Origin of the sequence: Afipia sp. GAS231, from assembly GCF_900103365.1 — a bacterium.
Classification (GTDB): domain Bacteria; phylum Pseudomonadota; class Alphaproteobacteria; order Rhizobiales; family Xanthobacteraceae; genus Bradyrhizobium.
Window position 1 is genome coordinate 251268 of sequence record NZ_LT629703.1, and the last position, 24853, is coordinate 276120.

The following is a 24853-nucleotide window of genomic DNA, read 5'->3' on the forward strand; positions in this document are numbered from 1 at the left end:
GCCGTCCTGCATAGCCACCCTGCTTTATTGCGAACGCGGCGCCTGCGGACCCGAGGGAGCCGCCGGCGGGGCCTGCTGCTCGTCCGCCTTCTTCAGCGAATCCAGGAGGCCGCCAGAGGTCGGCGGCGTGATCGGCGAAGCGCCGCCGGGCTGCGATTGCGTCGTCGGTGCGGTGCCGAGAATCGAGCTTGGCTTGCGATCGGCGCCAGCGATCCAGGCGAGAGCCATGCTGGTGAGAAAGAAAAGACCCGCGAGAATGGCTGTCGTGCGCGACAGCAGGTTCGCGGTGCCGCGGCTCGACATGAAGCCGGCGCCGCCACCCATGCCGAGGCCGCCGCCTTCGGACTTTTGCAGCAGCACCGCGCCGATCAGCACGGAAACGATCATGAGGTGAACGACGATAATGACGGTCTGCATCTCTAACCTTCCGTCACAAGCCGACAGCGCCGGGCTTCGGCTGCTTGAGGGGCTTGCGGGTTTTCCTGAAGTTGCGCGGTGTTACACGATCGACAGGGGCATTGTCACCCCCAACGGCTGCCCGGGAGATAATTGCCGCGGCCTTTGGGGACAAGGAATTCGGCCCAGCCCAATCCGTTCAATTCGGGCTTGAGGCCATCCGAATTTCTCTTATACTAGACATATGGATACTATTATAGACGATCTCAGCAACCGCCTCGCCCACCGGCTCCGGCTCGAACGCGACAGCCGCGGCTGGTCGCTGGCCGATCTCGCCGAACGTTCGGGGGTGTCGAAGGCCACCATCAGCAAGATCGAGCGCGCCGAGGTCTCACCGACCGCCGTCGTACTGGTGCGGCTGGCGAGCGCCTTCGACCTGACACTGGCGGGCCTGATGCTGCGTGCAGAGGGCCAGGGCGAACGGCTTTCGCGGGCCGCCGACCAACCGATATGGCGCGATCCCGAGACCGGTTACCTGCGCCGGCAGGTATTCAGCCGTCCCGACAATCCGATCGAAATCGTCAGAGTCGAAATGCCGGCCAAGCAGCGTGTCACGCTGCCAGCGTCATCCTACGCCCATATCCGCCAGACCCTGTGGGTGCTGTCTGGCGCGCTGGTCATCACCGAGGCCGGCGAGCGGCACGAGCTTGGCGCCGGCGACTGCCTCGGATTCGGCGCGCCGGCGGAAACGACCTTTGCCAATGAGAGCGCGGCGCCCTGTGTCTACGTCGTTGCACTGGCCCGGAGCTGACACCATGCCGCCGATCAGAATTGCACCCCTCACGTTTTCGCCGGACACGATCACGGCATTGAGCGAAATGCTGGTGGAGACCGTCGCGCATGGCGGTTCGGTCAGCTTCATGCACCCGATGCCGCTGCAAGCCGCCGAAACGTTCTGGCGGGACTCGCTTGGTGCGGCGGCACGCGGCGAACGGATCGTCCTCGGCGCATTCGACGGCGAGAGTCTGATCGGAACCGTCACGCTGTTGCTGAATTTGCCGCCGAACCAGCCGCATCGCGCCGAGATCGCCAAGATGATGACGCGCCTCAGTCACCGCCATCGCGGCGTCGCCACGGCGTTGCTGCGCGCGGCCGAGCGTCTCGCGCTCGAACATGGACGCTGGCTCCTGGTGCTCGATACCGCCTCAGATGAAGGCGCAGCCGGCCTCTACGAGCGACTGGGATTCCGGCTAACCGGGATCATTCCGGACTATGCGCTGAAGCCGCATGGCGGCCTCACCGGCACGCTGATCTACTGGAAGCGGTTGCAGGACACCGTTCCCGCCTGAGCTAGCGGCGTCATTCTACTTTGCATGGGGTTGTTTCGCGATTTTGCATTTAGCATCCCGCCGCGATCGCCAGAAAATCCGCAGCCTTCAGGCTGGCGCCGCCGACCAGGGCGCCGTTGACGTTGGCAACCGCCATCAGCTCCGCAGCGTTCGAGGGTTTTACCGAGCCGCCGTAGAGAATGCGGACCTTGCCGCCTTCGGCCTTAAATCGATCGGTCAGGACTCCCCGGATAAACCGATGAACTTGCTCGACATCTCCGGTCGTGGGCGTCAGCCCGGTCCCGATCGCCCAGACCGGCTCATAGGCCACCACCAGATTGGCAGAGGTCGCACCATCAGGCAGCGAGCCGGCAAGCTGGCCGCCGCAGATGTCCAAGGTCTGCCCGGCATCGCGCTGCTTTTGGGTCTCGCCGATACAGACGATGGCGACCAATCCGGCTCGCCAGGCCGCCTCGGCCTTCTGGCGCACCAGCGCATCGGTTTCGCCATGGTCCGCGCGCCGCTCGGAATGGCCGACAATGATGGCGCCGGCGCCGGAATCGGCCAGCATTTCCGCCGAGAGATCGCCGGTATGGGCCCCGGAGGCCTTGGGATGACAATCCTGCGCACCAACCCCGAGTTTGGACCCCTTGGCCTTGTCGGCAAAGCCCGCGATCAACGTCGCCGGCGGGCAGACCAGCAAATCGGCCTTGGCGGCCATGGCGGCGGCGCCTGCGATCATGGCATCGAATTCAGCCACGGCCGATTTCAGGCCGTTCATTTTCCAGTTGCCCGCGATCAGCGGCCGGATGGCGTCGGTCATGTCAAAACTCTCGCAAATTTCATGAATGTCAGTGTTAGAGATGCGCTAGCAGAGGCTTGCGGCCAGTTCCAGATGCAGGCCGAGGCGATCCCCGGCCGTTAACCGCTTCAATTGGCCCGCGCCGGTCGGGTTGCGACCGGGACGTTGCCACTTTATGATGCTTTATCAACTCGGTGACGCCCTTTTCGGTACCCATTCGGGATCGGGGCAAGGCGCGACCCGGTTCCCTCCTAATCAGACAAGTTGGACCCATGCTTCGAGGAATACGCAAGGCCTCATCAAATTGGCTCGGCAAGGCGATCATGAGCGTCGTCATGGGCGTTTTGATCGTCAGTTTCGGAGTCTGGGGCATCGCCGACATCTTCAAGGGGTTCGGCCAGTCCTCGCTCGCCAAAGTCGGCAAGACCGAGATTTCGACCGAGCAGTTCCGCCAGATCTATACCGACAAGCTGCAGCAGCTTGGCCGCAGTTTCGGCCGCCCTCTGACCATGGACCAGGCTCGCGCTTTCGGGCTTGACCGCCAGGTGCTGCAGCAGACCATCGCCGAAGCCGCCCTCGACGAGGAAGCCCGGCGCATGGGGCTTGGCCAGTCCGAAGCCGAGACCATGCGGACAATTTACGCCGACCCGAATTTCAAGGGACTGGGCGGCACCTTCGAGCCGGCGCGCTTCCAGGCTGCGATCCGGCAGTTCGGCTACACCGAACAGCGCTATCTCGCCGAACAGCGGCGCGTCGGACTGCGGCGCCAGATCGCGGGCACGATTTCCGCAGGCCTCGAGCCGCCGAAAGTGATGATGGACGCGCTGACCCGCTTCCAGAACGAGCAGCGTTCGATCGACTATCTCAAGCTCGACGCCGCCCAGGCCGGCACCATCGAGGCGCCCTCGCCCGAGACGCTGGCCGCCTATTTCGAGGACCACAAGACCCAGTTCCGCGCGCCCGAATATCGCAAGCTGGCCTTTGTCGTGATCAATCCCGAAGAGATCGGCAAATGGAGCGAGGTCTCCGACGAGGATGCCAAGAAGGTGTTCGAGCTGCGCCGCGACAAGATCGGAACGCCGGAGAAGCGCGAAGTGTCGCAGATGGTGTTTCCGAATGAAGAGGAAGCGCTGACCGCTCGCAGCCGCGTCACCGGCGGGCTGTCGTTCGACGACCTCGCCAAGGAGCGCAACCTCAATCTGACCGACGTCGACCTCGGCCTGATCACGAAATCCGCGATCATCGATCCCGCAATCGCCGATGCTGCATTCTCACTGCCGACTGGCGAGATCAGCCAGCCGATCAAGGGCCAATTCGGTGTGGCGCTGGTCAAGATCGGCAAGATCGAACCGGGCGTCACCCCCACCTACGAAAGCGTCGCGCCCGAGGTGAAGAAGCAACTTGCGACCGAGCGCGCACGCGCCAAGGTCACCGAAATCCAGAACAAGATGGAAGACGAGCGCAGCGGCGGCTCCAACGTGGTGGAAGCCGCCCAAAAGCTCGGGCTATCAGCCGTGACGATCGACGCCGTCGATCGCTCGGGTCGCCTGCCGACCGGACAGCCGGTGGCCAATATTCCGCAGGGTCTCGACGTGGTCTCGCAGGCTTTCAACAGCGACGTCGGCGTCGACAACGATCCGATCCAGTTCCGCGGCGGTTATGTCTGGTTCGACGTGCTCGGCGTCACGCCCTCGCGCGAGCGCACCCTCGACGAGGTCAAGGACCAGATCGAGGCGAAATGGCGCGAAGACCAGATCTCGGCCAAACTGCGGGCGAAGGCGACCGAGATGGTGCAAAAGCTCGAGCAAGGCGCCACGCTCGCCGCGGAAGCCAGCGCGATCGGAACCAAGGTCGAAACCGCAAGGGATTTCCGCCGCGACGCTTCGCCGGCCGGCGTGCCTTCCTCCGTCGTCACCGCCGCCTTCCGCACGCCCAAGGATGGCGTCGGGCAGACGCCTGACGCCGGCGGCAGCGCCTGGATCGTGTTCCGCGTCACCGATGTCAGCGTGCCGCAGGTCGATGCCGCGTCCGACGAGATGAAAAAGCTCAAGGAGACGTTGCAGCGCGGATTGACCGACGAACAGGTCGCGCAATACGTAACCAAGATCGAATCCGAAATCGGCACGTCAATCAATCAGGCCGCCTTCGCGCAGGTGACGGGCGCTAATAACTGACACAATACTGATAGTACTTGCCTGAAAGCATTTGCCCGAAAGCACGCGATGGACGACCTGAAATCTATCATCGGAAAAGTCGCCACCGGTGCGACACTGTCGCGTGACGAAGCGGCATCCGCCTTCGACAGCATGATGTCGGGCGAGGCGACCCCCTCGCAGATGGGCGGACTATTGATGGCGCTGCGGGTGCGCGGCGAAACCGTCGACGAGATTACCGGCGCGGTATCGGCGATGCGCGGCAAGATGCTGCGGGTCACCGCGCCCGCGGATGCCGTCGACGTGGTCGGCACCGGCGGCGACGGTTCCGGCTCGGTCAACGTCTCGACCTGCGCTTCCTTCATCGTCGCGGGCGCCGGCGTGCCGGTCGCCAAGCACGGCAACCGCGCGCTGTCGTCGCGCTCCGGCGCCGCCGACGTACTGGCCTCGCTCGGCGTCAAGCTTGACCTGACACCGGAGCAAGTCGGCCGCTGCGTCAAGGAGGCCGGCATCGGCTTCATGTTCGCGCCGTCGCATCATCCCGCCATGAAGAATGTCGGCCCGACCCGGGTCGAACTCGCCACCCGCACCATCTTCAATCTGCTCGGGCCGCTTTCGAATCCGGCCGGCGTCAAACGGCAGATGGTCGGCGTGTTCTCAAGGCACTGGGTGCAGCCGCTGGCGCAGGTGCTGAAGAATCTCGGCTCCGAATCCGTCTGGGTGGTGCACGGCTCCGACGGGTTAGATGAGATCACCCTCACCGGCCCGAGTTTCGTGGCAAGCCTCGAGAACGGCAACATCCGCACCTTCGAGGTGACGCCGGAGGACGCTGGCCTTGCCCGCGCCGGTGGCGAAGGCCTCAAGGGCGGCGACGCCGATGCCAACGCAGTGGCGCTGCAAAGCGTGCTCAACGGCAAGCCGAGCGCCTATCGCGACGTTGCTTTGCTGAACGCCGCAGCCGCGCTGATTGTCGCCGGTCGCGCCAAGGATTTGAAGGAAGGCGTGGCGCTCGGCACCACGTCGCTCGACACCGGTGCTGCGGCAACACGGCTCAAACACCTGATCGCGGTTTCCAACGGCTGACCGCGGGAGCGCCTGACATGTCCGATATCCTGACCAAGATCGAGACGTACAAGCGCGAGGAAATCGCCGCCGCCAAGCGCGCGCACCCGCTGACCGAGGTCGAGGCGCGCGCCAAGGTGGCCTCGCCGCCGCGTGGTTTTGTGCGCGCGATCCGCGAGAAACTCGCGCGCGGCGACTATGCGCTGATCGCGGAGGTGAAGAAGGCTTCGCCCTCCAAGGGGCTGATCCGCGCCGATTTCGATCCGCCGGTGCTCGCCCAAGCCTATGAAGCCGGCGGTGCGGCCTGCCTCTCGGTGCTGACCGACACGCCCTCGTTCCAGGGCCATCTCGATTTCATGGTGGCGGCGCGCGCGGCGACCAGCCTGCCGGTGCTGCGCAAGGATTTCGTGTTCGACACCTATCAGGTGGTGGAAGCCCGCGCCCACGGCGCCGACTGCATCCTGATCATCATGGCAGCCCTCGACGACGCCGCGGCCAGCGATATCGAGGACGCGACGATTGAGCTCGGCATGGATGTGCTGATCGAAATCCACGACCGCGCCGAACTAGATCGCGCGCTAAAACTTCGGTCGCCGATGATCGGCGTCAACAACCGCAATCTGCGCACCTTCGAGACCACGCTGGCGACCAGCGAGACGCTGGCGCCGCTGATCCCGAAAGACCGCCTGATGGTCGGCGAAAGCGGTATCTTTGCACCCGCCGATCTCGCCCGCCTCGCGCGCGTCGGGATGTCGACCTTCCTGGTCGGTGAAAGCCTGATGCGGCAGGCCGACGTGACGGCGGCAACCCGCGCGCTGCTGGCCCGCACCGACGCGCCGCGCGCCACCGGAACCCGCTAGCAGATGGCGCGCAAAACTTCCAAAGACAAGACCTCCAAAGATCAGCCTTCCAAAGGCGGCACCGCCCTCACCCATATCGACGCCTCCGGCGAAGCGCGCATGGTCGACGTGTCGGCCAAGCCGGCGACCGAACGCATCGCGGTCGCCGAAGGCCGCGTCGTCATGACCAAAGCGACGCTGGAGCTGATCGTTTCCGGCAACGCCAAGAAGGGCGACGTGCTGGGCACCGCCCGCATTGCCGGCATCATGGCCGCGAAGCGCACCTCGGATCTGATCCCGCTGTGCCACCCGCTGGCGCTCTCGAAAGTGACGCTCGACATCACACCGGACAACAAGCTTCCCGGCTGCATCGTCCGCGCCACCGTGAAGGTCACGGGGCCCACCGGTGTCGAGATGGAAGCGCTGACCGCAGTGTCGGTGGCGTGTCTCACGATCTACGACATGATCAAGGCGGTCGAACGCGGCGTCCGCATCGAGGGCATCCACCTGCTCGAGAAAAAGGGCGGCAAGTCAGGACATTATCGCGCCGGGGACTGAGGCCGGGCGCGTCGCAGCGGTCACGCTTGTGTGACCGGCGCGGCGAGGAATGCCGCAGGCGCCGACGGGGTTGTCTCTCGTGGGACCTTCACGAGGAGGAATCCGATGTCGATATCCAGGCTTCTCAGCGCCGCCGCCGTACTGGCCGTGATCACGGGACCGGCGATGGCACAGCAGGTGATCTCCGAACCCGGCTACTGCGCGTTCTTCTATCCAAACGCCAATTGCCAGAACAAGGGCCCGGGCAACCCCTATACCGACAGCAACTATCAGCGCCGCCTCAGCCAGGGCGACCCGATGCCGCGCGACCAAACGGTCGGCGTCGTCAGGAAGCGATCGCGGACCTCGACGTCCCGCTAATCTGAACGATCACTTCAGCGAGGTGCTGATGGTCGTGAACTTGACCTTGGGACTGCTGCCGACCCCGTTCAGCGCCGGTACGATCGCAATCGCGATGCCGGCTGCGATCAATCCATACTCGATGGCCGTTGCGCCGCTCTCGTCAGCGATGAATTGCTTCAGCATTTTCTTGATGACGTCCTCATTTCACTGAACCGTTGCGCAAAGAGAACTCGCAAGTCGCATGCCAGCTGCGCGCCTCAACACGTTCAGCAGGTTAGATGGTGAAGCGTTCGTTGCCTGCCCGGCCGGCCGGCAAGTCCTTCCGCCGCGGCCCTGCTCGAAGCGGCAACTTCTGCAGTTGCCGCAGGCCGCCGCAGCAACCGGGATAACGCTTCATTAACCAGACTTGCTAACGTCAACTCCATCTCGCCGCGTTACCAAGATGACGGGCCGGACGCTGAAAGAATTCTGCTTCCGGAGTTCTCTCCAGGCAGCGACCCCTTTCGATGGTTTCGACCGGCATCAATTCCCTGAAGTTCGCGCCCACCTTTCGCGGCGGCCCGATCCGCTGGCTGATCCTGGGCGGCATCCTGCTGATATCAGCGATTGCCATCGGCGCGACGCTGATGGCCGGCAATTTCCGCGAGCGGGCGCTGCGCAACAGCGAGCGCGAGCTGGAAAATACCGTGCTGCTGCTGGCCCGCCATTTCGACCAGCAGCTCGAAGATTTCGAGGTCGTCCAGAAGGACATCATCACCTTCATGCGGTCCAGCGGCATCGCCACCCAAGAGAATTACAAACGTCGGATGTCGAGCCAGGAAATTCACCTGATGCTCAAGTCCAAGATGGATGCGCTGTCCTATGTCGGCGGCGTCAATGTCTTCGACGCCGACGGCAGACTGATCAACGCCTCGGCCGCCTGGCCGGTGCCCGCGGTCAGTGTCGCCGACCGGTCCTACTTCAAGACCTTCAAGTCCGATCCGCAATCACCGGCCATGCTGATCGAGGCGGTCTACAGCCGCATCACCGGCGTCTGGACCACGGTGATCGCCCGCAAGGTCACCGGCCCCAACGGCGAGTTCCTCGGCGCCATCGGGCGCGGCATCGAGCCGGTCAATTTCGAAAAATTCTTCGCCAGCGTGGCGCTGGGATCCGGTGCGGCGATAGCGATGCACCATCGCGACGGCACGCTGCTCGCCCGCTATCCCCATGTCGACGACATGATCGGCAAGAACTTCAAGACCGGCGCGGCCAGCCAGTTGCAAGTGTTCGAACTGCCCTACAGCACGTCCCGACTCTACAGCCCGATCGACGGCAAGGACCGGTTGATTTCCTGGCGCACGCTGACGAATTTTCCGATCGTGATCGTCGCGGCAACGACGACATCCGCTGCGTTAGCGGACTGGCGCGAGCAGATCACCATGCTGATCGTGGTGGCAAGCCTCTCGGTGCTGGCGATAGCGGCGCTGCTGTTTCAGGCGGTGCGCAAGCTTTCGCAGCAACACCGTGCGTCGAAGCAGCGGTTGACGCTGGAAAAACAGCGCCTCGACACCGCCGTCAACAACATGACGCAAGGCCTGCTGCTGTTCGATTCAGCCCAGCGGCTCGTCATCTGCAACCAGCGCTACATCGAGATGTACGGCCTGTCGGCCGCGGTCATCAAGCCGGGCTGCAGTTTCCACGATGTGATCGCCCATCGCGCGCAGACCGGCTCCTTCAACGGCGACGTCGGTCGCTACGTTGCGCTGGTGCTGCGCGACGTCGGCCAGCGCAACACGATGGACATCACCACGCCGGACGGCCGCTGGGTCCAGGTCGTCAACGAGCCGCTGGCGGACGGCGGATGGGTCGCAACCCATGAAGACATCACCGAGCGGCGCCGCGCCGAGGAGCGCATCACCCACCTCGCCCATTACGACGCGCTGACCGACCTGCCGAACCGCGCGCTGTTCCATGAACAGCTCAAGCGCGAACTGCTCCACGCCGCACCCGGCCAGCAACTGGCGGTGCTCTATATCGACATCGACGAGTTCAAGAGCGTCAACGACTCGCTCGGGCACATGATCGGCGACGAACTCTTGAAGTCCGTGGCGATCAGTCTCGGCGCCTGCGTGCGCGAAACCGATTTCGTGGCGCGGCTCGGCGGCGACGAATTCGCCATCGTTCAGACCGGCGTCAGGAGCGCCTCCGACGTCACCGAGCTCGTCAACCGCATCTTCGCGGCGATCCGCGCGCCCTACGAATGCCTCGGCCATCAGGTGACCACCGACGCCTCGATCGGCGTCGCGCTGGCGCCGCAGGACGGGTCCGATCTCGACCAGATCCTGAAGAATGCCGACCTGGCGATGTACGCCGCCAAGGCGGCCGGCCGCCGCACCTCCCGCTTCTTCGAACCGGCCATGGAAGCCGAAGTCCGCGCCCGCCGCATCCTGGAAACCGACCTGCGCCAGGCCATCACCGATGGCGACTTCGAGGTCTACTACCAGCCTTGTCTGAGCCTGCAGGACGACAGCATCACCGGCTGCGAGGCGCTGCTGCGCTGGCGCCATCCGCAGCGCGGCATGATCTCGCCGGCCGACTTCATCCCGATCGCCGAGGAAACCGGCCTGATCAACCAGCTCGGCGAATGGGTGCTGACCACCGCCTGCAGGGAGGCCGCAACCTGGCCCGACCCTGTCCGGCTCGCGGTCAACGTCTCACCGGTGCAGTTCAAGAGCGGCACGCTGGCGCTGAAGGTCATTGCCGCGCTGGCGGTATCGGGCCTTGCCGCCGATCGGCTGGAACTCGAAATCACCGAGGCCGTGCTGATCCGCGACGATGACGCGGCGCTCGCCATCCTGCACCAGCTTCGCGACATCGGCGTTAGAATAGCCCTCGACGATTTCGGCACCGGCTATTCCTCGCTGAGCTATCTGCAGCGGTTTCCGTTCGACAAGATCAAGATCGACCGGTGCTTCATCACCGATCTCGCCTCGCCGGAAGGTTCGTCCTCGATCGTCCAGGCCGTGGTGAATATCGCCGCCGACCGCCACATGACGACGACGGCCGAAGGCGTCGAGACCGAACAGCAACGCGAACTGCTGCGTGCGCTCGGCTGTTCGGAAATGCAGGGCTACCTGTTCAGCCCGCCGAAGCCCGCGGCCGATATCCGGCCGTTGCTGTCGACGCACCGGCAGGACCCTGTGGTCACGCGTCCGGCCCGGACCGGCAAGCGCAAGCCGGTCGCGCGCTCGGCCTGAGGCGCACCGCGAAGAACGCCACGCGGCATAAGCACATACATTCAAATTCAAACAGCCAAGTCGTTCAGAACCGTCATTTTTGCGAGGAGCGAAGCGACGAGCCAGCAGATCCGCATTGCTTCCGAAACATTCCTGCTTGATCCCGTGATCATGCCACGCCAAGATTGCAACGCGGTTGAGGTTCGAATGCAGCAGATCGAGGAATGGCTTGAGAAGCTGGGCATGTCTGGCTATGCCCAGCGGTTTCTTGAAAACCGGATCGATATCTCCGTCCTGGGGGATCTTAACGACGAAGACCTCAGAGAACTCGGGGTCGTCCTCGGCGATCGCAAGAAGATCTTGCGTGCGATCCACAATCTTCATACTGCCGAGACGACGGCATCCGCCGCCACACCAACGGAATCAGCCCCTGATGCCGCCGAGCGGCGCCAGCTGACCGTCATGTTCTGCGATCTCGTCGGCTCGACGGCGCTATCCACGCAACTCGATCCCGAGGACTTGCGGAAGATCATTGGCGCGTACCACCGGACTTGCGCGGCGGTCGTTGAACAGATCGGCGGTTTTGTCGCAAAATACATGGGCGATGGTGTGCTGATCTATTTCGGCTATCCGCGGGCCCACGAGCATGATGCCGAGCACGCCGTGCAGGCCGCACTTGCCATCGTCGCCGCGGTCGCAAAGCTCGATACGGCGGCGCCCAACCGGCTGGAGGTGCGTGTCGGGATTGCAACCGGGATCGTCGTGGTCGGAGACATCGTCGGCTCTGGAGAGGCGCAGGAACGCGGTGTCGTCGGCGAGACGCCGAATCTGGCGGCCCGCCTGCAGGCGATTGCCCAACCTGGAATGATCGTTATCGCAGACGCAACGCGGCGGCTGGTCGGCGATCTGTTCCTGCTGACAAGCCTTGGGCCGCAGCATCTGAAAGGCCTCCCCGGACCGGTTCAGGCCTGGGCGGTCGACGGCGCGAACGCCATCGATGGCCGCTTCGACGCCTTGCATCTGCGCGGGTTGGGAGCCCTGATTGCCCGCGAGCGCGAATCCGCTTTCCTGGGGCAGAGCTGGTCCAGAGCGCGAATGAATGAGGGACAGGTCGTCCTCATTGCCGGTGAGGCGGGCATCGGCAAATCGCGTCTGGTCGCCGCCGTTCTGGAGCAGGTTGCCGCAGACGCGCCGACGCAGCTGCGTTACTACTGCTCTCCGCAGCATACCAACTCCCCGCTTCATCCTGTTATCAAGGAGATGGAACGGCGCGCGAACTTCACGCGCGAAGACGACCTGAAGGCAAAGCTCGACAAGCTCGACGCCATGCTCGGCCGTTCGTCGGAAGCCGTAACGTACGGGGCGCCGCTTGCCGATCTGCTCCAACTCGCCAATGACGGCCGCTATCCCGCCGACGATCTGACGCCGGCGCAGCGCCGCCAGAGAACGTTCGAAGCAATCGTGCTGCAAACCCAGAACCTGGCGCGCTCCGGGCCGGTGCTCCTGATATTTGAGGATCTGCATTGGATCGATCCGACCAGCCTTGAACTGCTTGGTCAGCTCATGGACGCGATTGCCGCCCTTCCCGTGCTGCTGGTTGCAACGTTTCGAACCGAATTTGAACCACCTTGGGCGGCTCGGCCGCACATCACGGTCATGGAGATCGCCCGGCTTGGTCCGCAGCAGACCGAAGCCCTCCTCAACGAGGTGATCGGAGAACGCCCGCTCCCGGCGCACATCCGCAAGGAGATCATCGATCGTGCTGACGGAATACCTCTGTTTGTCCAGGAGATGACCAAGGCCGTGCTGGAGGCAGGTTCCGAAACGAGGCCAGCCGGAGCGATTCCTGCGGCTGCGAGCTCGGTGCCGGCCACCCTTCACGCATCATTGATGGCAAGGTTGGACCGGCTTGGTCCGGCCAAGGAGGTGGCGCAGATGGCGGCCGCGATCGGTCGCGAATTCAACCATGCGCTCCTCGCCGCCATCGTGCCGCTGACCGAGCCTGAGTTGAACCGTTCGCTCGACCGTCTCGCCGGCGCGGGCTTGCTGTTTCGCCAGGGCGTTCCCCCGGATGCGACCTATCTCTTCAATCACGCGCTGGTTCAGGAAGCGGCCTATGGCACCCTCTTGCGTGAGAAGCGCCGCGCGCTCCACGCCGTGCTTGCCGAGACCATCGAAACCGATTTCGCGGATATTGCGGACAGCCAACCGGAAGTGCTGGCCCGGCATTACACCGAAGCCGGCCTGCTCGAGAAGGCCGCAAGCCTGTGGAGCAAGGCCGGAAGCCGCTCGCTTTCCCGGTCGGCACTGGTCGAAGCGGCGGAGCAGCTCGCGCGCGCCCTCGACCTGATCGCCAAATTGCCCGAGACTGCCGCATTGCGGCGTGAGCGGATCACGCTGCAGATCGAGCTCGCCAATGCCCTTATCCACACCAAGGGCCATGCGGCTCCCGAGACACGAGCGGCATTCGATCACGCCCGCGCATTGATCGAGCATGCGGAGGCGCTGGGCGATACGACGGACGACCCGATGGTGCTGTTTGCGGTGCTGTATGGTTTCTGGGTGGCAAGCCGCATGTCGTTTCAGGCAGAGGTGACATGCGAGCTCGCCGCGCAATTCCAGGCGCTTGCCGAACAGCGGCAGGCCAGAACGCCTGTGATGATCGGTCATCTCCTGATGGGAATTTCACGTGTGCTCGCCGGGGAGCTGGCCGTCGGCTCCGCCGAGCTCGATCGCGCCGTGGCGCTGTATCACCACCCCGAGCACCGCCCGCTCGCGATGCGGTTTGGCCATGATGTTCTCGTCTCTGCATTGTCGTGGCGCGCCTTTTCGCAGTGGGCGCTCGGTCGCACCGACGCCGCGACAGCCGACGTCGAGCGCGCGATCCGCGAGGCGCGCGAGTTCGATCACGCCGCGACGTTGATGTATGCGCTCGCCCATGTGTCGCTGGCGCTGATCTACATGGGCAAACTCACCGCCGCGGCCGAGCTGGCCGACGAACTCATGCGACTTGCCGACGGAAAGGGATCCCGCTTCTGGAATGCCTATGGGAAGCTGTTGCGCGGCCGCCTGCTCTCGCTTGAGGGACAGGACCACGCTGCCGCCGACATGATCGAGGCCGGGATTTCGGCCATGCGATCCACCGGGGCGACAGCCTATGCGCCGTGGTATCTCAGCATTCTGGGCGCGGCCTACGCCCGCATCGGACGGCTTGGCGATGCACGGCGCTACAGTGAAGACGCCTTGCAGAGCATCAGCGACAGCGGCGAATGCTGGCAGGAGGCGGAAGCCTTCAGCATCGCCGGATCGGTGATGCTGGCGCTCGATCCGCCTGATGTCCGAGAGGCGCACGCCCATTTCCAGCGGTCGCTGGTGGTTGCGAGACGGCAGATGGCCAAATCTTTCGAACTGACGGCGGCCGAAAGCCTGACCGTCCTCTCCGAACGGTGAGGACGCGTCCTAGAGCCTTTTCCGTTCCGATGGAATCGGAACGGGCCTCCAGGTCTTTTGTTTGACGCGTTTTCCCTAGTTCGGCACCGGCCGCTTCACCGCCGACGGGGCGTTGGCGTTCACGGTGACGCCGCGGAGCTGGTTGAAGGCGGCGGTCAGCGCCTTGTCGTCCTTTTCCGATGGCGGAACGTAGGATTGCGAACCGGTCTGCTCGGCGCCCTCGGCTGCCGCCAGATGCCCGCGCATCGACGCCTCACCCTGCAACTCGGCGCGGCTCTTCAGCTCGTCCGGCACGACCTGAAGCACTTCGAGGTCGGGCACGACGCCCTGGGCCTGGATCGAACGCCCGGACGGCGTGTAGTAGCGCGCGGTGGTCAGTGCCAGCGCACCATTGCCCGAGCCCAGCGGAATGATGGTCTGCACCGAGCCCTTGCCGAACGAACGCGTGCCGATCAGCATGGCGCGCTTGTGGTCGTGAAGCGCGCCCGCCACGATCTCGGAGGCGGAAGCCGATCCGCCGTTGATCAGCACGACCAGCGGCTTGCCTTTGGTCAGGTCGCCGCCGCGCGCGGTGAAGCGCTGGGTTTCTTCCGGCGTGCGGCCGCGGGTCGAAACCACTTCGCCGCGGTTCATGAAGGCGCTCGTCACCGAGACCGCCTGGTCGAGCAGTCCGCCCGGATTGTTGCGGAGATCGACGACGTAACCCGCAAGCTTGTCCTGCGGGATTTCCTTTGAAATTTCCGTGATCGCCTTGCGCAAGCCGTCGGTGGTCTGCTCGTTGAAGCTGGTGATCCTGATATAGCCGATGTCGCCGCCGTCGGTGTGGTAGCGCACCGGCTTGACCCGGATCACTTCGCGCACCAGCGCGATGTCGACCGGCGCGTCGGCGCCCTTGCGAACGATCTTCAGCCTGATCTTGCTGTCGGCCGGCCCCTTCATCTTGGCCACCGCCTGGTCGAGCGAGAGCCCCTGAATCGTGTCGTCGTCGATCTGGGTGATCACGTCGCCCGACATGATGCCGGCCTTGGCTGCCGGCGTATCGTCGATCGGCGTCACCACCTTGACGAAGCCGTCTTCCATCGTGACCTCGATGCCGAGCCCGCCGAACTCGCCATGCGTGGTCTCCTGCATATCGCTCCAGCCCTTGGCGTTCATGTAACGCGAATGCGGATCGAGCGAGGAGATCATGCCGTTGATGGCGCCCTCCATCAGCTTGCTGTCGTCGGGCTTCTCGACATAGTCGGTGCGGACGCGCTCGAACACGTCACCGAACAGGTTGAGTTTCGAATAGGTGCCGGACTCGACCGCAGCCCTCGCCGCCGTCGCCAGTTGCTGAGGCCCGGCAACCAGAAGGGTCAGGCAGACGCCCGTGGCCGTGCCCAGCAGAAAGGTAATGTTCTTGCGCATCACGAGCGGTCCTTTTTTCGGTATAAGCGGCCTGGATTCACGCGGTTCCCGTGAATCGGCGTCCTGATCCGGCGAGCGCCAACACACCCTGTCATTTTGGTCGGATCAAGGCAGTTCCGGACCGGGCCACTACGGACCTTTCGGGGACCTCGGTGGAACGGGTGCATTAATGAGCAATGACAACGAGGTGCGGATCGAGCTTGCCCTGAACGCGACCGACGAGGTGCGCTTGCTGATCGGTGAGCTTGAGGCCGTGCTCGCGGCCGAGTATCCGCCGGAGCAGCGGCACGGATTGGCGCTCGACGCGATCTTTCAACCCCACGTCCGGTTCTTCGTTGCAACATTCCATGGCGCGGCGGTGGGGTGCGGCGGTGTCGCGCTCTTCCCCGACTTCGCCGAGGTCAAGCGCATGTATGTGCGGGACACCGCCCGGGGCCAGGGAGTTGCCGACGCCATTCTCGCGCGCATCGAGCAGGAAGTACGAAGTGCCGGACTTTCCCTGCTTCGTCTGGAAACAGGAACGCGCCAGATCGCGGCGATGCGGCTCTATACGCGAATGGGGTTCCGGGAGTGTGCGGCGTTCGGCGATTATGCGCTGATGGCGCCGAGCGCCATTGCGAACAGCGTGTTCCTTGAGAAGCAGGTCGGCACGTAGCTATGGCTTGCCCGCCTTCTGCAGCCCGTTCTGCCAGGTCGAGGGCTGGGTGCCGAAGCCGCGCTTGGCGCGGGTGCCGAGCCAGTAGCCGAACTGCGGCGGCACGTTGCGGAATGGCCCATCGACGCCGAGCTTCAGCGCCGCATCCATCGGCCAGTTCGGATTGTTGAGGATCTCGCGGCCGACTGCAATCAGATCGGCCTGCTTGTCGCGCAGGATCTGCTCGGCCTGATCGCCATGAATGATGAGGCCGACCGCCATGGTCATGATATCGGCGTGGCGCCTGACGTATTCCGACAGCGGCACCTGGTAGCTGTACTTGATTTCCTTGCCCAGGATCGGCGCCATCTCGGTGATGCCGCCCGATGAGCAGTCGATGACGTCGACGCCTTTGGTCTTCAGCGTCTTGGCCAGCCGCGCGCTCTGTTCCGGCCCCCACCCGGCATTGTCCTCGACCGACAGGCGGACGAACAAAGGTTTGTGATCGGGCCAGTGGGTCCGCACCGCTTCAGTGATTTCGGTGATGAAGCGCATCCGGTTGGCTTCGGAACCGCCATATTCGTCGCTGCGCTGGTTGGAGCGCTCCGACAGGAACTGGTGCACGAGATAGCCGTGCGCGCCGTGCAGCTCCAGCACGTCGAAGCCGGCTTCATGCGCGCGCCGCGCGGCATGGCCCCAGGCCTGCACCAGGTCTTTGACCTCCTGGCGTTCCAGCGCCTTCGGCACCGGCCATTTCTCGCTATGGGCAAGCGCACTCGGCGCCATCGGCGACCAGGCGTCCCAATCCTCGATGTCCGGCGAGCGTTGCAGCGGCCGGTCGCCTTCCCACGGCCGCGTCGCACGCGCCTTGCGGCCGGAATGTCCGAGCTGGATGCCGGCCACGGAATTTTGCTGCTTGATGAATTTGGCGAGACGGCTGAGCGGCTCGACAAAGGCATCGTCCCAGATGCCGAGATCGCCGACGGTGCCGCAGCCGCGCCGCTCAACCTTGGTCGATTCCACCACCACGAGGCCAGCGCCGCCGGCGGCAAATTTGCCGGCGTTCATCAAGTGCCAGTCGGTCGGAAAGCCCTTCACCGCCGAATACTGATGCATCGGCGGCACCACAATGCGATTGCGCAACTCGACGCCGCGGATCGACATCGGGGAAAACAGCAGCATGTCCGACATTTCTTGTTCCTCCCTGGCCGACATCCTGGTTCCGGTGTGTGCCGGGCGGCGTCCGCTATTTTTATCTGGCGGCTGCGGTACCGGTCTTGGTATCGGCCGGCTTGGTGTCGGACGTCTTGGCTTTCGGCTTTGCCGGCGCGGCTTTAGCGGCTTTCGGCGCGGCGTTGTCGCTGCGCACCGTTCCCCAGGGATCGGTGCTCTGCTGGGCCGGAATATTACCCAGCGACCGCTGATAGGCCCTCTCGGCTTCCTTCTCGGCCGCAATTTCCGATGGCGTTTTGGCCTTGTCCTCTTCGCCGTATTTTTGCATGGGCTTCTGCTGGGCCGCAGCGGGGGCATTCATGGCGATCGCCAACGCGATCAAGGCGACGGGGGCAACAATTCGGCTGAAGATGCGCATACGACCACTCCCAAGACGTTCGGTAACGCTTAGCACAGCTCGCGCGCCGGCTTAAGTGTCGGATTGCGCGAGGGAGCCCCTTGACGCCACCCCGGCGTTGCCCGGAGCGATACAGTTTTGTAAACGAAAACCATGAACTCCGTCGCCCCCAACTCCGCCGACGTGCTGCTGCTGTTCGACATCGGGCGCGTCGTGCTCGACATCGATTTCGGCAAGGTTATGGCAAGCTGGGCAGGCCACGCCGGCTGCACGCCGGCCGAGCTCGCCAGCCGCTTCGTCGTCGACGACAGCTTCAAGCACCACGAGGTCGGCAGGATCGACGACGCCGCGTTCTTCCAGAACCTGCGCAGCTCGCTCGGCATCGGCATCTCGGACGAGCAGTTTCTCGAAGGCTGGAACGCGATCTTCGCCGGCGAAATGCCCGGCATTGCGCCTTTGTTGGCAACGGCCGGGAAACGGCTGCCGCTCTACGCCTTCTCCAACACCAATCCGGCCCATGTCGCGCATTTCTCGCGCGCCTATGCCGACGTGCTCAGCCATTTCAGCGAAATATTCCTGTCCTCGACCATCGGCTTGAGAAAACCCGACGCTAGAGCCTATGATCATGTGGTAAAGGCGATCGGCGTGCCGGCGTCGCGAATCCTGTTCTTCGACGACGTCGCCGCCAACATCGAGGGCGCGCGCTCGCGCGGCCTGGCTGCTGTCCACGTGACATCGACGGATGACGTGGCAAAGGCACTCACCGCACTTGGGATCCAGCTTTGAAATCTGAGAGGATTTGCCCGTGGCCTTGATGCCGGTTGCCGACGCGCTTGCCGCCATTCTCGCGGGCGCCGACCCGCTGCCCGAGGAAATGGTCGCGCTCGATACCGCCTGGCATCGCGTGCTGGCGCACGACGTCGCCGCCCGCCGCACGCAGCCGCCGCAGGCGATGTCGGCAATGGACGGCTACGCGGTACGCGCCGCCGACGCCTCTAACCTCACCGCGCGGCTGAAGGTGATCGGCGAGGTCGCCGCCGGCCGCCCGTTCGAGCGCAAGGTCGGCGCGGGCGAAGCGGTGCGGATTTTCACCGGCGGTGTCATCCCCGATGGCGCCGATGCCGTCATCATCCAGGAAGACACGACGGTCCAGGGCGATCACATCGGCATCACCGAGGCCGCGGTCACCGGGCGCCATATCCGCCCCGCCGGGGTCGATTTCCGCGAGGGCGACGTCTTGCTTTCGGGTGGCAGCCGCCTCACCGACCGCGATCTGTCGCTCGCCGCCGGCATGAACTATCCGGAGCTTGCCGTGCGCCGCCGTCCCAAGGTCGCCGTGCTCGCCACCGGCGACGAGCTTGTCATGCCGGGCAACATCCCCGGCCCCGGGCAGATCGTCTATTCCAACGGCTATGCGCTGCGCGCGCTGGCGCGGGCCGAGGGCGCCGAGACCGTCGATCTCGGCATTGCCGCCGACACGGTCGCCGCCACCACCGAAGGCATCCGCCGCGCCCGCGATACCGGCGCCGACATCCTGATCACCACCGGCGGGGCGTCCGTCGGCGACCACGACCTCGTCAAGCAGTCGCTGGAGGCCGAGGACGTCGCCATGGCGTTCTGGCGGATCGCGATGCGGCCCGGCAAGCCGATGATGCATGGACGGTTAGGGGCGATGCGGGTGATCGGCCTGCCCGGCAATCCGGTCTCGTCCTATGTCTGCGGTTTCCTGTTTCTGGTGCCGTTGATTCGCGCGCTTTCGGGCCGCAAAAACATCCATCACGTCAGGGAGCCCGCGCTGCTCGGCCGAGATCTTAGCGCCAACGACCAGCGCGAAGACTATCTGCGCGCCCGCCTCGAGGAGCATGCCGACGGCACGCTGACGGCGGTACCGGTCAATCATCAGGACTCGTCGCTGCTTGGAAATCTCGCTGCGGCACGGGCACTTCTGATACGTCCGCCGTTTGCGCCGGCGGCTCAGAAGGGCGCGCCTTGCGAGGTCCTTCGGCTGCCGGGGTGAAGCCCTGCGCGACACCTGCTGCCAAAACCCGGCCCACGTTCACCCCAAATTAAGTGGTTGCGGAACACATATCGAACATATAGTGTCCGTTCATGATTTGTTTCGAGAATTAGTGTCTACCTGGGGAGTTTTTTGAACTCCCGGGAATCCAGACCTGAAGTCTCGAAACCGGACGAACGCCGCCAACCGGGGGAATGCTCGCGATGCTTACGCGCAAACAGTACGAACTTCTGCGTTTCATCAATGAACGGCTGAAGGAGGCCGGGGTACCGCCCTCGTTCGACGAGATGAAGGACGCGCTCGACCTGCGTTCGAAATCCGGCATCCACCGCCTCATCACCGCGCTGGAAGAGCGCGGCTTCATCCGCCGCCTGCCCAACCGCGCCCGCGCCATCGAGGTCATCAAGCTTCCCGAACTGGCCGGCAGCGGTAACGGCAATGGCCGCCGCGGCTTCACGCCGAGTGTCATCGAGGGCACGTTGGGCAAGGTCCGCACCGCCAGCGCCGCCGCCGAGGATGACAGCAACCGCCCGGTCTCCGTCCCCGTGATGGGCCGGATCGCCGCCGGTACGCCGATCGAGGCGCTGCAGACCCGCAGCCACACCATCAGCGTGCCGCCCGACATGCTCGGAAGCGGCGAACATTACGCGCTCGAAGTGCGCGGCGACTCGATGGTGGACGCCGGCATTCTCGACGGCGACATGGCTCTGATCCAGCGCAACGAGACCGCCGACACCGGCGATATCGTGGTGGCCCTGATCGACGAGGAGGAAGCCACCCTGAAGCGCTTCCGCCGCCGCGGCGCCTCGATCGCGCTCGAGCCCGCCAATGCCTCCTACGAGGTCCGCATCCTGCCGCCGAACCGGGTCCGGATTCAGGGCAAGCTGATCGGGCTGTACCGAAAGTATTGATCGGCGCCCGTCAGGCGCCGGCCCCGACATCGACCAATGCCCCGGCCGTCGGCCGGGGTTTTTTGTTGCGCCTTTGGAACCAAGACGCGTTAGCGCGTTTGTGATGGAAGGCACCGGCGTGGAGCCGCAGAATTGCCCCGAAGGCGGACGAGGCTCCGCGCCAATGTCCACTCTGATAGAGGCCTGTGCCTCCGAGAGACACGGGTCAGCTATCTCAATCGAGGGAGCCATCCGATGTGTGACTATAGTCTGCACGCCGTGGCATCGCGCCCCGCCAAAGTCGGAGAGACGCTGATCACCACCACCTTCCGCGGTACGTCGACCCGCGGCTTTGCATCCGAAAACGAACTTGCCGTCGCGGTCTGCATGCTTCCCGGCACCGAGCTCGCGTTCGCGCGAGAGGTCAAATATGACAACCGCTGGATCTGGACGCGGACGCTCGACTGGCGGGTCGGCGTTTTCAACCATATCGAGCCTGAGACGCCCGATCGTCACCACGATGCGATCGAATTTCCGGACGGAAGCCGCGTGCTGGTGACCCAGTTGTGCGAAGGCCAGCACGTCACCGTGCTGCAACTGCCGGTGCTTACGCCGGCCGTGGAACGCGCGCCTGCGGCCGTTGCGCCGACGGCGACGACCTCATTTTTCATCGGCTGAGTCCTGCGGATGAAACACTTCGCCGGCCACAGCCGGCGGAGTGACACCGACGAATTGGGGAGCGAGCGGTGGTCAACAAGGTTACATGGCAACGCGCCGGACGCGTCACCGAGCCTGGCCGCTACATGTTCAGGTTCGGCTGGCTGACGGTGAGCGCCGACGATCTCGCGATCTGGCGGCAGTATCCGGAAGCCGCCTTCACGCTGGTCTACCTGCCCTCGGAGCCGGATGCGCCGGAAGAGTTTCATCTCGGCGCTTTTGAGCTACCGACCAGCTCCGCGCCGAGCGAGCATTGACGCAGAGCCTTTTCGGTTCTGATTGAATCAGAACCGGGCTCTACTTTTTTGTTTTGACGCGTTTTCTCTACGCGAACCGGCGTCCACTTCGCTCGAAAACGCTATGGCGCACCTCACTCCTCCGCCTGCAGGTCAGCGTCCGACGGCGTCGCATCGACGGCGCGCGGCGACGGCTTGCGCGGCGCCAGCACGGCGCTGTCGGTTTCGCCGTCCTCGGCGATCGCCTTTGACCAAGGACGGTCGATCCCTCCAGGTTTGACGGCGTCGACGACAAATCCGTCGCGGCCGCGCCGCAGCGCCAGCGCGCCCTGCCGGCGCAGGCGCTCGGTGTCGATCACCGACGCGGCGCAGCCACCAGGCGGCTGCCGCATCGTCACGATCAGCGCCGTGCGCTCGCAATCATCCGCCAGCGCCTCGGGCCGCTGCGCCCATGCGACCAGGGCGCCATTAGACGATGCGGTCACGCAGCCGTTGTCGTCGCAGGAGACGCCCTCACCGAGTGTGGCGTCGTCGGCGGTTCGCACATCGGCATCCCCCGCCAGCCACTCCCGGACCAGGAAGGCATCCTTGGAGCCTTTGGCGGCCTGCATCAGATGCAGCCGCCCGTCCTGGCCGCGTACGCCGACATGGCGGCCATCGGCGGACACCAGGATATCCGGCTGAGGCAGCCGCGCCGCCCACACTGTCGCGACCAGCAGCAGCGCCACGCCGGACCAGCGCAGCGGCGTGCGCAACAGGCCGAGCAGGATGATGCCGGCACTGGCGGCAATCAGTGGACCGATGCCGAACGCCGGCACCCGGCCGACTGCCCCGGGCAAGCCCGCAACCCACTGCGTCACCGAGATCATCCAGTCGATGCCGAGCCCCATCAGCCACCAGAAGAAGCCGTCGAAGCCGAACGGCATGGCGACCAGACCGAGCAGGCCCGCCGGCATCACCACCGCCGAGACCACCGGCATCGCCGCGAGATTGGCCAGCACCCCATAGGGCGTCACCCGATGAAAGTGAAACGCCGCGTACGGCGTGGTCGCGAGCCCCGCCACCAGCGAGGCCAACAGCAGCACCATGATTTCACGGCCGCCCCACAGCGCGACGCGCGCGGTCGCGGAATGTTCTGCGGTGGCGAACAAACGCGGCATGCCGATCTGCACCAGCGCGACCAAACCCAGCGTCGCCGCAAACGACATCTGAAAGCTCGGATGTACCAAAGCCTCCGGCGCGATCGCGAGCACGATCATGGCCGCGACCGCGAGCGTGCGGAAGGTGACGGCGCGGCGGTCGACCATGACCGCGATCAGCACCACCGCGGTCATGAAGAACGACCGTTGCGTCGCGACCTCGGCGCCCGACAGCAGCAGATAGAAGGCGGCGGCCACAAGGGCTGCCGCCGCCGACCATTTCTTGATCGGTTAGCTCGCGGTCAACGCCGGAAACAGTGCCAGCAGCGCCCGCACCGCAAAGAACACGACGCCGGCGACCACAGCCATGTGGTAACCCGAGATCGACAGCACGTGGCCGAGGCCGGAGATGAACATCGCGTCGTTGACCGGCGTCGTGATCGCATCGCGGCGCCCGGTCAGAAGTGCGGTCGCGATCGCGCGCCGGTCGCCGTCGAGCACGGTGCGGATCCGGGCGTCGATCGCATCGCGCAGGTTCTGCATCAGGGCCGAATAGCGCAACGCCCACCCGCCGGCGGCCGGCGGCTCCGTGGTCCTGATCGCGCCCATCGCGAAGCCGGAAGCCCCGATCCCGGAGAAGAACATGTCGCGGCCGAAATCGTAGGAGCCCGGCCGCAGCGGCGCCAGCGGCGGCAACAGCCGCGCCTTCAACTCGACGAAACTGCCGACCGCGGGTGCGGTGCCCTTCTTCACCGACAGCCGCACGCGCTCCAGCTTTGTCGTTCCGCGCGCACTTTCCATGGTGACGACCCGCAGCACGAAACGGTCAGTGCGCTCGCGGATGTCTCGGGTCTCGACGAAGCCGGTCAGCGTCACCGAAAACATCGGCCGCGCCAGCACGCCATGCGCGATCCGCGCGGTCTTCCAGGTCGCGGTGGCAAAACCTGCCGCAACCGCCGCGATCATGACAGCCACGGCAAAGAATTTCTGCCGCCGCAACAGCAACGCGATCACGCCGAGCGCCACCGCCGCGGTAGCGGCCACCGACAGCACCGGCTCGTGATCGGCAGCAAAATAAAAAGCAATGCCGGTGCCGAACGCGACCGGCACCCAGGGCAGCAGCCGGCCCGCGCCCGCCTCCGCGCGCACCCATTGGCGCAATGTCTCGATGAACGGCGGCCAGGCGCCGAGCACGGACGGCGCAAACCCGCCGGCCGGCACCGCCGCGCGCGGCGGCCACGTCCCGGCATAGCCGCGCCTTCCACCTGGCGTATTGCCCTGCTCCGCCATCCCGCTACCCGCGATGCCCTGCAGGGCGCAAAGCTACCGGAACGTGTCATCACAGCGATAGCAGAACGGATGCAGAAACCTGAGGAAACCGGTCCCGACTATCGGTACAGTCGGGTGGAACAGGATTCGGACTGGGATCAAGGGCGAGACATGAAATTTGCGGCCTGCGTAACAATTGCCTTCTCAATTGCGTTGTCATTGCCGCTGGCGACGGCCGCCTCCGTTTCCGCGAACGCTGCGCCCGAGCAATGCCGTTTCGTTCAGGAGAAGGCCGAACGCGAGGCTTGCTACCAGCGCCAGGAGGCGGCCCGCGCCGACCGGCTGAAGCAGCAGGCGGCCCGCGAAGCCGAGCAATCGAAGCCGCTGGAGCCGATGACGTCGGACGATGCAACACTCGCCCGCGCCATGCGCGGCATTTGCCGGGGCTGCTAGGCGGCTTTCGGGCAACGCGTCCTGTCGGGTTGTAAACCTACGAATCTGTCGGACTGACGGCGCACCAGAGTCCGGTGTGCCCCGATAGCCGACGGATTGCATGGCAACGAAACGACGCGACGCGACGCGCCAAAGTGAAACGATAATTCGATGACGTCGTCTTTGCGCGAAGCAATTTATGGCTCCGATCAATCTATTGCTCAATCGAGCGTCTTCGCTTGTCAGCCTCGTATCGAAGTTATCCAGCCCTTTTAAGGGCCTCAATCCGTTCGGGGCCGCCAGGTAATTGTTGGGCAGCAGCAAGCGCAGCCTCGGCTGCTTGCCTGCTCAGCGCTTTGCTCCTCTGGGTTTCTCTTCATGCGTCGCGAGCATA

General features: G+C 64.7%; 22 protein-coding genes and 1 pseudogene. 16 read left to right on the top strand and 7 right to left on the bottom strand.

The features are described from left to right. Window positions 1–24: 24 nt before the first annotated feature. On the bottom strand, window positions 25–417 hold the full coding sequence (gene secG / locus BLS26_RS01120) for a preprotein translocase subunit SecG (protein WP_092507682.1): 393 nt from the start codon (window positions 415–417) through the stop codon (window positions 25–27). 223 nt (window positions 418–640) lie between these two features. Here secG and BLS26_RS01125 point away from each other — a divergent pair, with 223 nt between their 5' ends. Continuing rightward, window positions 641–1207, top strand: a complete 567-nt coding sequence (locus BLS26_RS01125; RefSeq protein ID WP_092507684.1) for an XRE family transcriptional regulator — start codon at window positions 641–643, stop codon at window positions 1205–1207. Window positions 1208–1211: 4 nt separating this feature from the next. Beyond that, window positions 1212–1745 (top strand): GNAT family N-acetyltransferase, encoded by a 534-nt coding sequence (locus BLS26_RS01130; RefSeq protein WP_092517481.1) that lies wholly within the window; start codon window positions 1212–1214, stop codon window positions 1743–1745. Window positions 1746–1794: 49 nt separating this feature from the next. Here BLS26_RS01130 and tpiA read toward each other — a convergent pair whose 3' ends face one another. Continuing rightward, on the bottom strand, window positions 1795–2547 hold the full coding sequence (gene tpiA, locus BLS26_RS01135; protein WP_092507686.1) for a triose-phosphate isomerase: 753 nt from the start codon (window positions 2545–2547) through the stop codon (window positions 1795–1797). A gap of 251 nt (window positions 2548–2798) precedes the next feature. Between tpiA and BLS26_RS01140 the strand changes: the two genes are divergently transcribed. The 5 genes from BLS26_RS01140 (at window position 2799) to BLS26_RS01160 (ending at window position 7498) form a co-directional block, all read left to right on the top strand. Beyond that, the gene (locus BLS26_RS01140) at window positions 2799–4700 is read left to right on the top strand and encodes a peptidylprolyl isomerase (RefSeq protein WP_172804520.1); all 1902 of its coding nucleotides are present in this window, start codon (window positions 2799–2801) and stop codon (window positions 4698–4700) included. Between the two features lie 48 nt (window positions 4701–4748). Further along, on the top strand, window positions 4749–5762 hold the full coding sequence (trpD, locus tag BLS26_RS01145) for an anthranilate phosphoribosyltransferase (RefSeq protein ID WP_092507688.1): 1014 nt from the start codon (window positions 4749–4751) through the stop codon (window positions 5760–5762). Between the two features lie 17 nt (window positions 5763–5779). Beyond that, window positions 5780–6601: an indole-3-glycerol phosphate synthase TrpC gene (trpC, locus tag BLS26_RS01150; protein WP_092507690.1), complete on the top strand. Its 822-nt coding sequence runs from the start codon at window positions 5780–5782 to the stop codon at window positions 6599–6601. A gap of 3 nt (window positions 6602–6604) precedes the next feature. After that, window positions 6605–7138 (top strand): cyclic pyranopterin monophosphate synthase MoaC, encoded by a 534-nt coding sequence (gene moaC / locus BLS26_RS01155; RefSeq protein WP_092507692.1) that lies wholly within the window; start codon window positions 6605–6607, stop codon window positions 7136–7138. Between the two features lie 105 nt (window positions 7139–7243). After that, complete coding sequence (locus tag BLS26_RS01160) at window positions 7244–7498, top strand: hypothetical protein (protein ID WP_092507694.1); 255 nt, start codon at window positions 7244–7246, stop codon at window positions 7496–7498. A gap of 9 nt (window positions 7499–7507) precedes the next feature. Here BLS26_RS01160 and BLS26_RS01165 read toward each other — a convergent pair whose 3' ends face one another. After that, window positions 7508–7672 carry a Flp family type IVb pilin gene (locus tag BLS26_RS01165; protein WP_092507696.1) on the bottom strand — a complete coding sequence of 55 codons (165 nt, stop codon included), beginning with the start codon at window positions 7670–7672 and terminating at the stop codon, window positions 7508–7510. 314 nt (window positions 7673–7986) lie between these two features. Between BLS26_RS01165 and BLS26_RS01170 the strand changes: the two genes are divergently transcribed. Both BLS26_RS01170 and BLS26_RS01175 read left to right on the top strand, forming a co-directional pair. Beyond that, window positions 7987–10719 carry an EAL domain-containing protein gene (locus tag BLS26_RS01170; protein WP_092507698.1) on the top strand — a complete coding sequence of 911 codons (2733 nt, stop codon included), beginning with the start codon at window positions 7987–7989 and terminating at the stop codon, window positions 10717–10719. A gap of 186 nt (window positions 10720–10905) precedes the next feature. Further along, on the top strand, window positions 10906–14148 hold the full coding sequence (locus BLS26_RS01175; protein ID WP_172804521.1) for an adenylate/guanylate cyclase domain-containing protein: 3243 nt from the start codon (window positions 10906–10908) through the stop codon (window positions 14146–14148). A 75-nt stretch (window positions 14149–14223) separates the two neighbouring features. On the opposite strand, the gene BLS26_RS01180 is transcribed toward BLS26_RS01175, so the two are convergent. Beyond that, complete coding sequence (locus tag BLS26_RS01180; protein WP_092507702.1) at window positions 14224–15555, bottom strand: S41 family peptidase; 1332 nt, start codon at window positions 15553–15555, stop codon at window positions 14224–14226. Window positions 15556–15724: 169 nt separating this feature from the next. Between BLS26_RS01180 and BLS26_RS01185 the strand changes: the two genes are divergently transcribed. Continuing rightward, window positions 15725–16210 carry a GNAT family N-acetyltransferase gene (locus BLS26_RS01185; RefSeq protein WP_092507704.1) on the top strand — a complete coding sequence of 162 codons (486 nt, stop codon included), beginning with the start codon at window positions 15725–15727 and terminating at the stop codon, window positions 16208–16210. Here the strand turns inward: BLS26_RS01185 and BLS26_RS01190 are convergent, their stop codons facing one another. Both BLS26_RS01190 and BLS26_RS01195 read right to left on the bottom strand, forming a co-directional pair. Next, window positions 16211–17380 carry an NADH:flavin oxidoreductase/NADH oxidase gene (locus tag BLS26_RS01190; protein WP_092517485.1) on the bottom strand — a complete coding sequence of 390 codons (1170 nt, stop codon included), beginning with the start codon at window positions 17378–17380 and terminating at the stop codon, window positions 16211–16213. It lies immediately after the preceding gene. Window positions 17381–17441: 61 nt separating this feature from the next. Beyond that, window positions 17442–17780, bottom strand: coding sequence for a hypothetical protein (locus BLS26_RS01195; RefSeq protein WP_244541808.1), 339 nt, complete (start codon window positions 17778–17780; stop codon window positions 17442–17444). Window positions 17781–17912: 132 nt separating this feature from the next. Between BLS26_RS01195 and BLS26_RS01200 the strand changes: the two genes are divergently transcribed. From BLS26_RS01200 to BLS26_RS01220, 5 genes are all read left to right on the top strand, one after another. Then, window positions 17913–18545 (top strand): HAD-IA family hydrolase, encoded by a 633-nt coding sequence (locus BLS26_RS01200; RefSeq protein ID WP_092507706.1) that lies wholly within the window; start codon window positions 17913–17915, stop codon window positions 18543–18545. 19 nt (window positions 18546–18564) lie between these two features. Further along, window positions 18565–19776 carry a gephyrin-like molybdotransferase Glp gene (gene glp / locus BLS26_RS01205; RefSeq protein ID WP_092507708.1) on the top strand — a complete coding sequence of 404 codons (1212 nt, stop codon included), beginning with the start codon at window positions 18565–18567 and terminating at the stop codon, window positions 19774–19776. Between the two features lie 203 nt (window positions 19777–19979). Further along, window positions 19980–20687, top strand: coding sequence for a transcriptional repressor LexA (lexA, locus tag BLS26_RS01210; RefSeq protein ID WP_092517489.1), 708 nt, complete (start codon window positions 19980–19982; stop codon window positions 20685–20687). A gap of 234 nt (window positions 20688–20921) precedes the next feature. Next, window positions 20922–21344, top strand: a complete 423-nt coding sequence (locus BLS26_RS01215) for a hypothetical protein (protein WP_244541809.1) — start codon at window positions 20922–20924, stop codon at window positions 21342–21344. Between the two features lie 68 nt (window positions 21345–21412). Next, complete coding sequence (locus tag BLS26_RS01220) at window positions 21413–21640, top strand: hypothetical protein (protein ID WP_092507710.1); 228 nt, start codon at window positions 21413–21415, stop codon at window positions 21638–21640. A gap of 113 nt (window positions 21641–21753) precedes the next feature. On the opposite strand, the pseudogene BLS26_RS01225 reads toward BLS26_RS01220, so the two are convergent. Next, window positions 21754–24048 (bottom strand): annotated as a pseudogene (locus BLS26_RS01225) (ComEC/Rec2 family competence protein). A gap of 150 nt (window positions 24049–24198) precedes the next feature. Between BLS26_RS01225 and BLS26_RS01230 the strand changes: the two are divergent. Further along, entirely contained in the window at window positions 24199–24480 is a 282-nt protein-coding gene (locus BLS26_RS01230) for a hypothetical protein (RefSeq protein ID WP_244541810.1), read from the top strand. The last annotated feature ends 373 nt before the right edge of the window (window positions 24481–24853 follow it).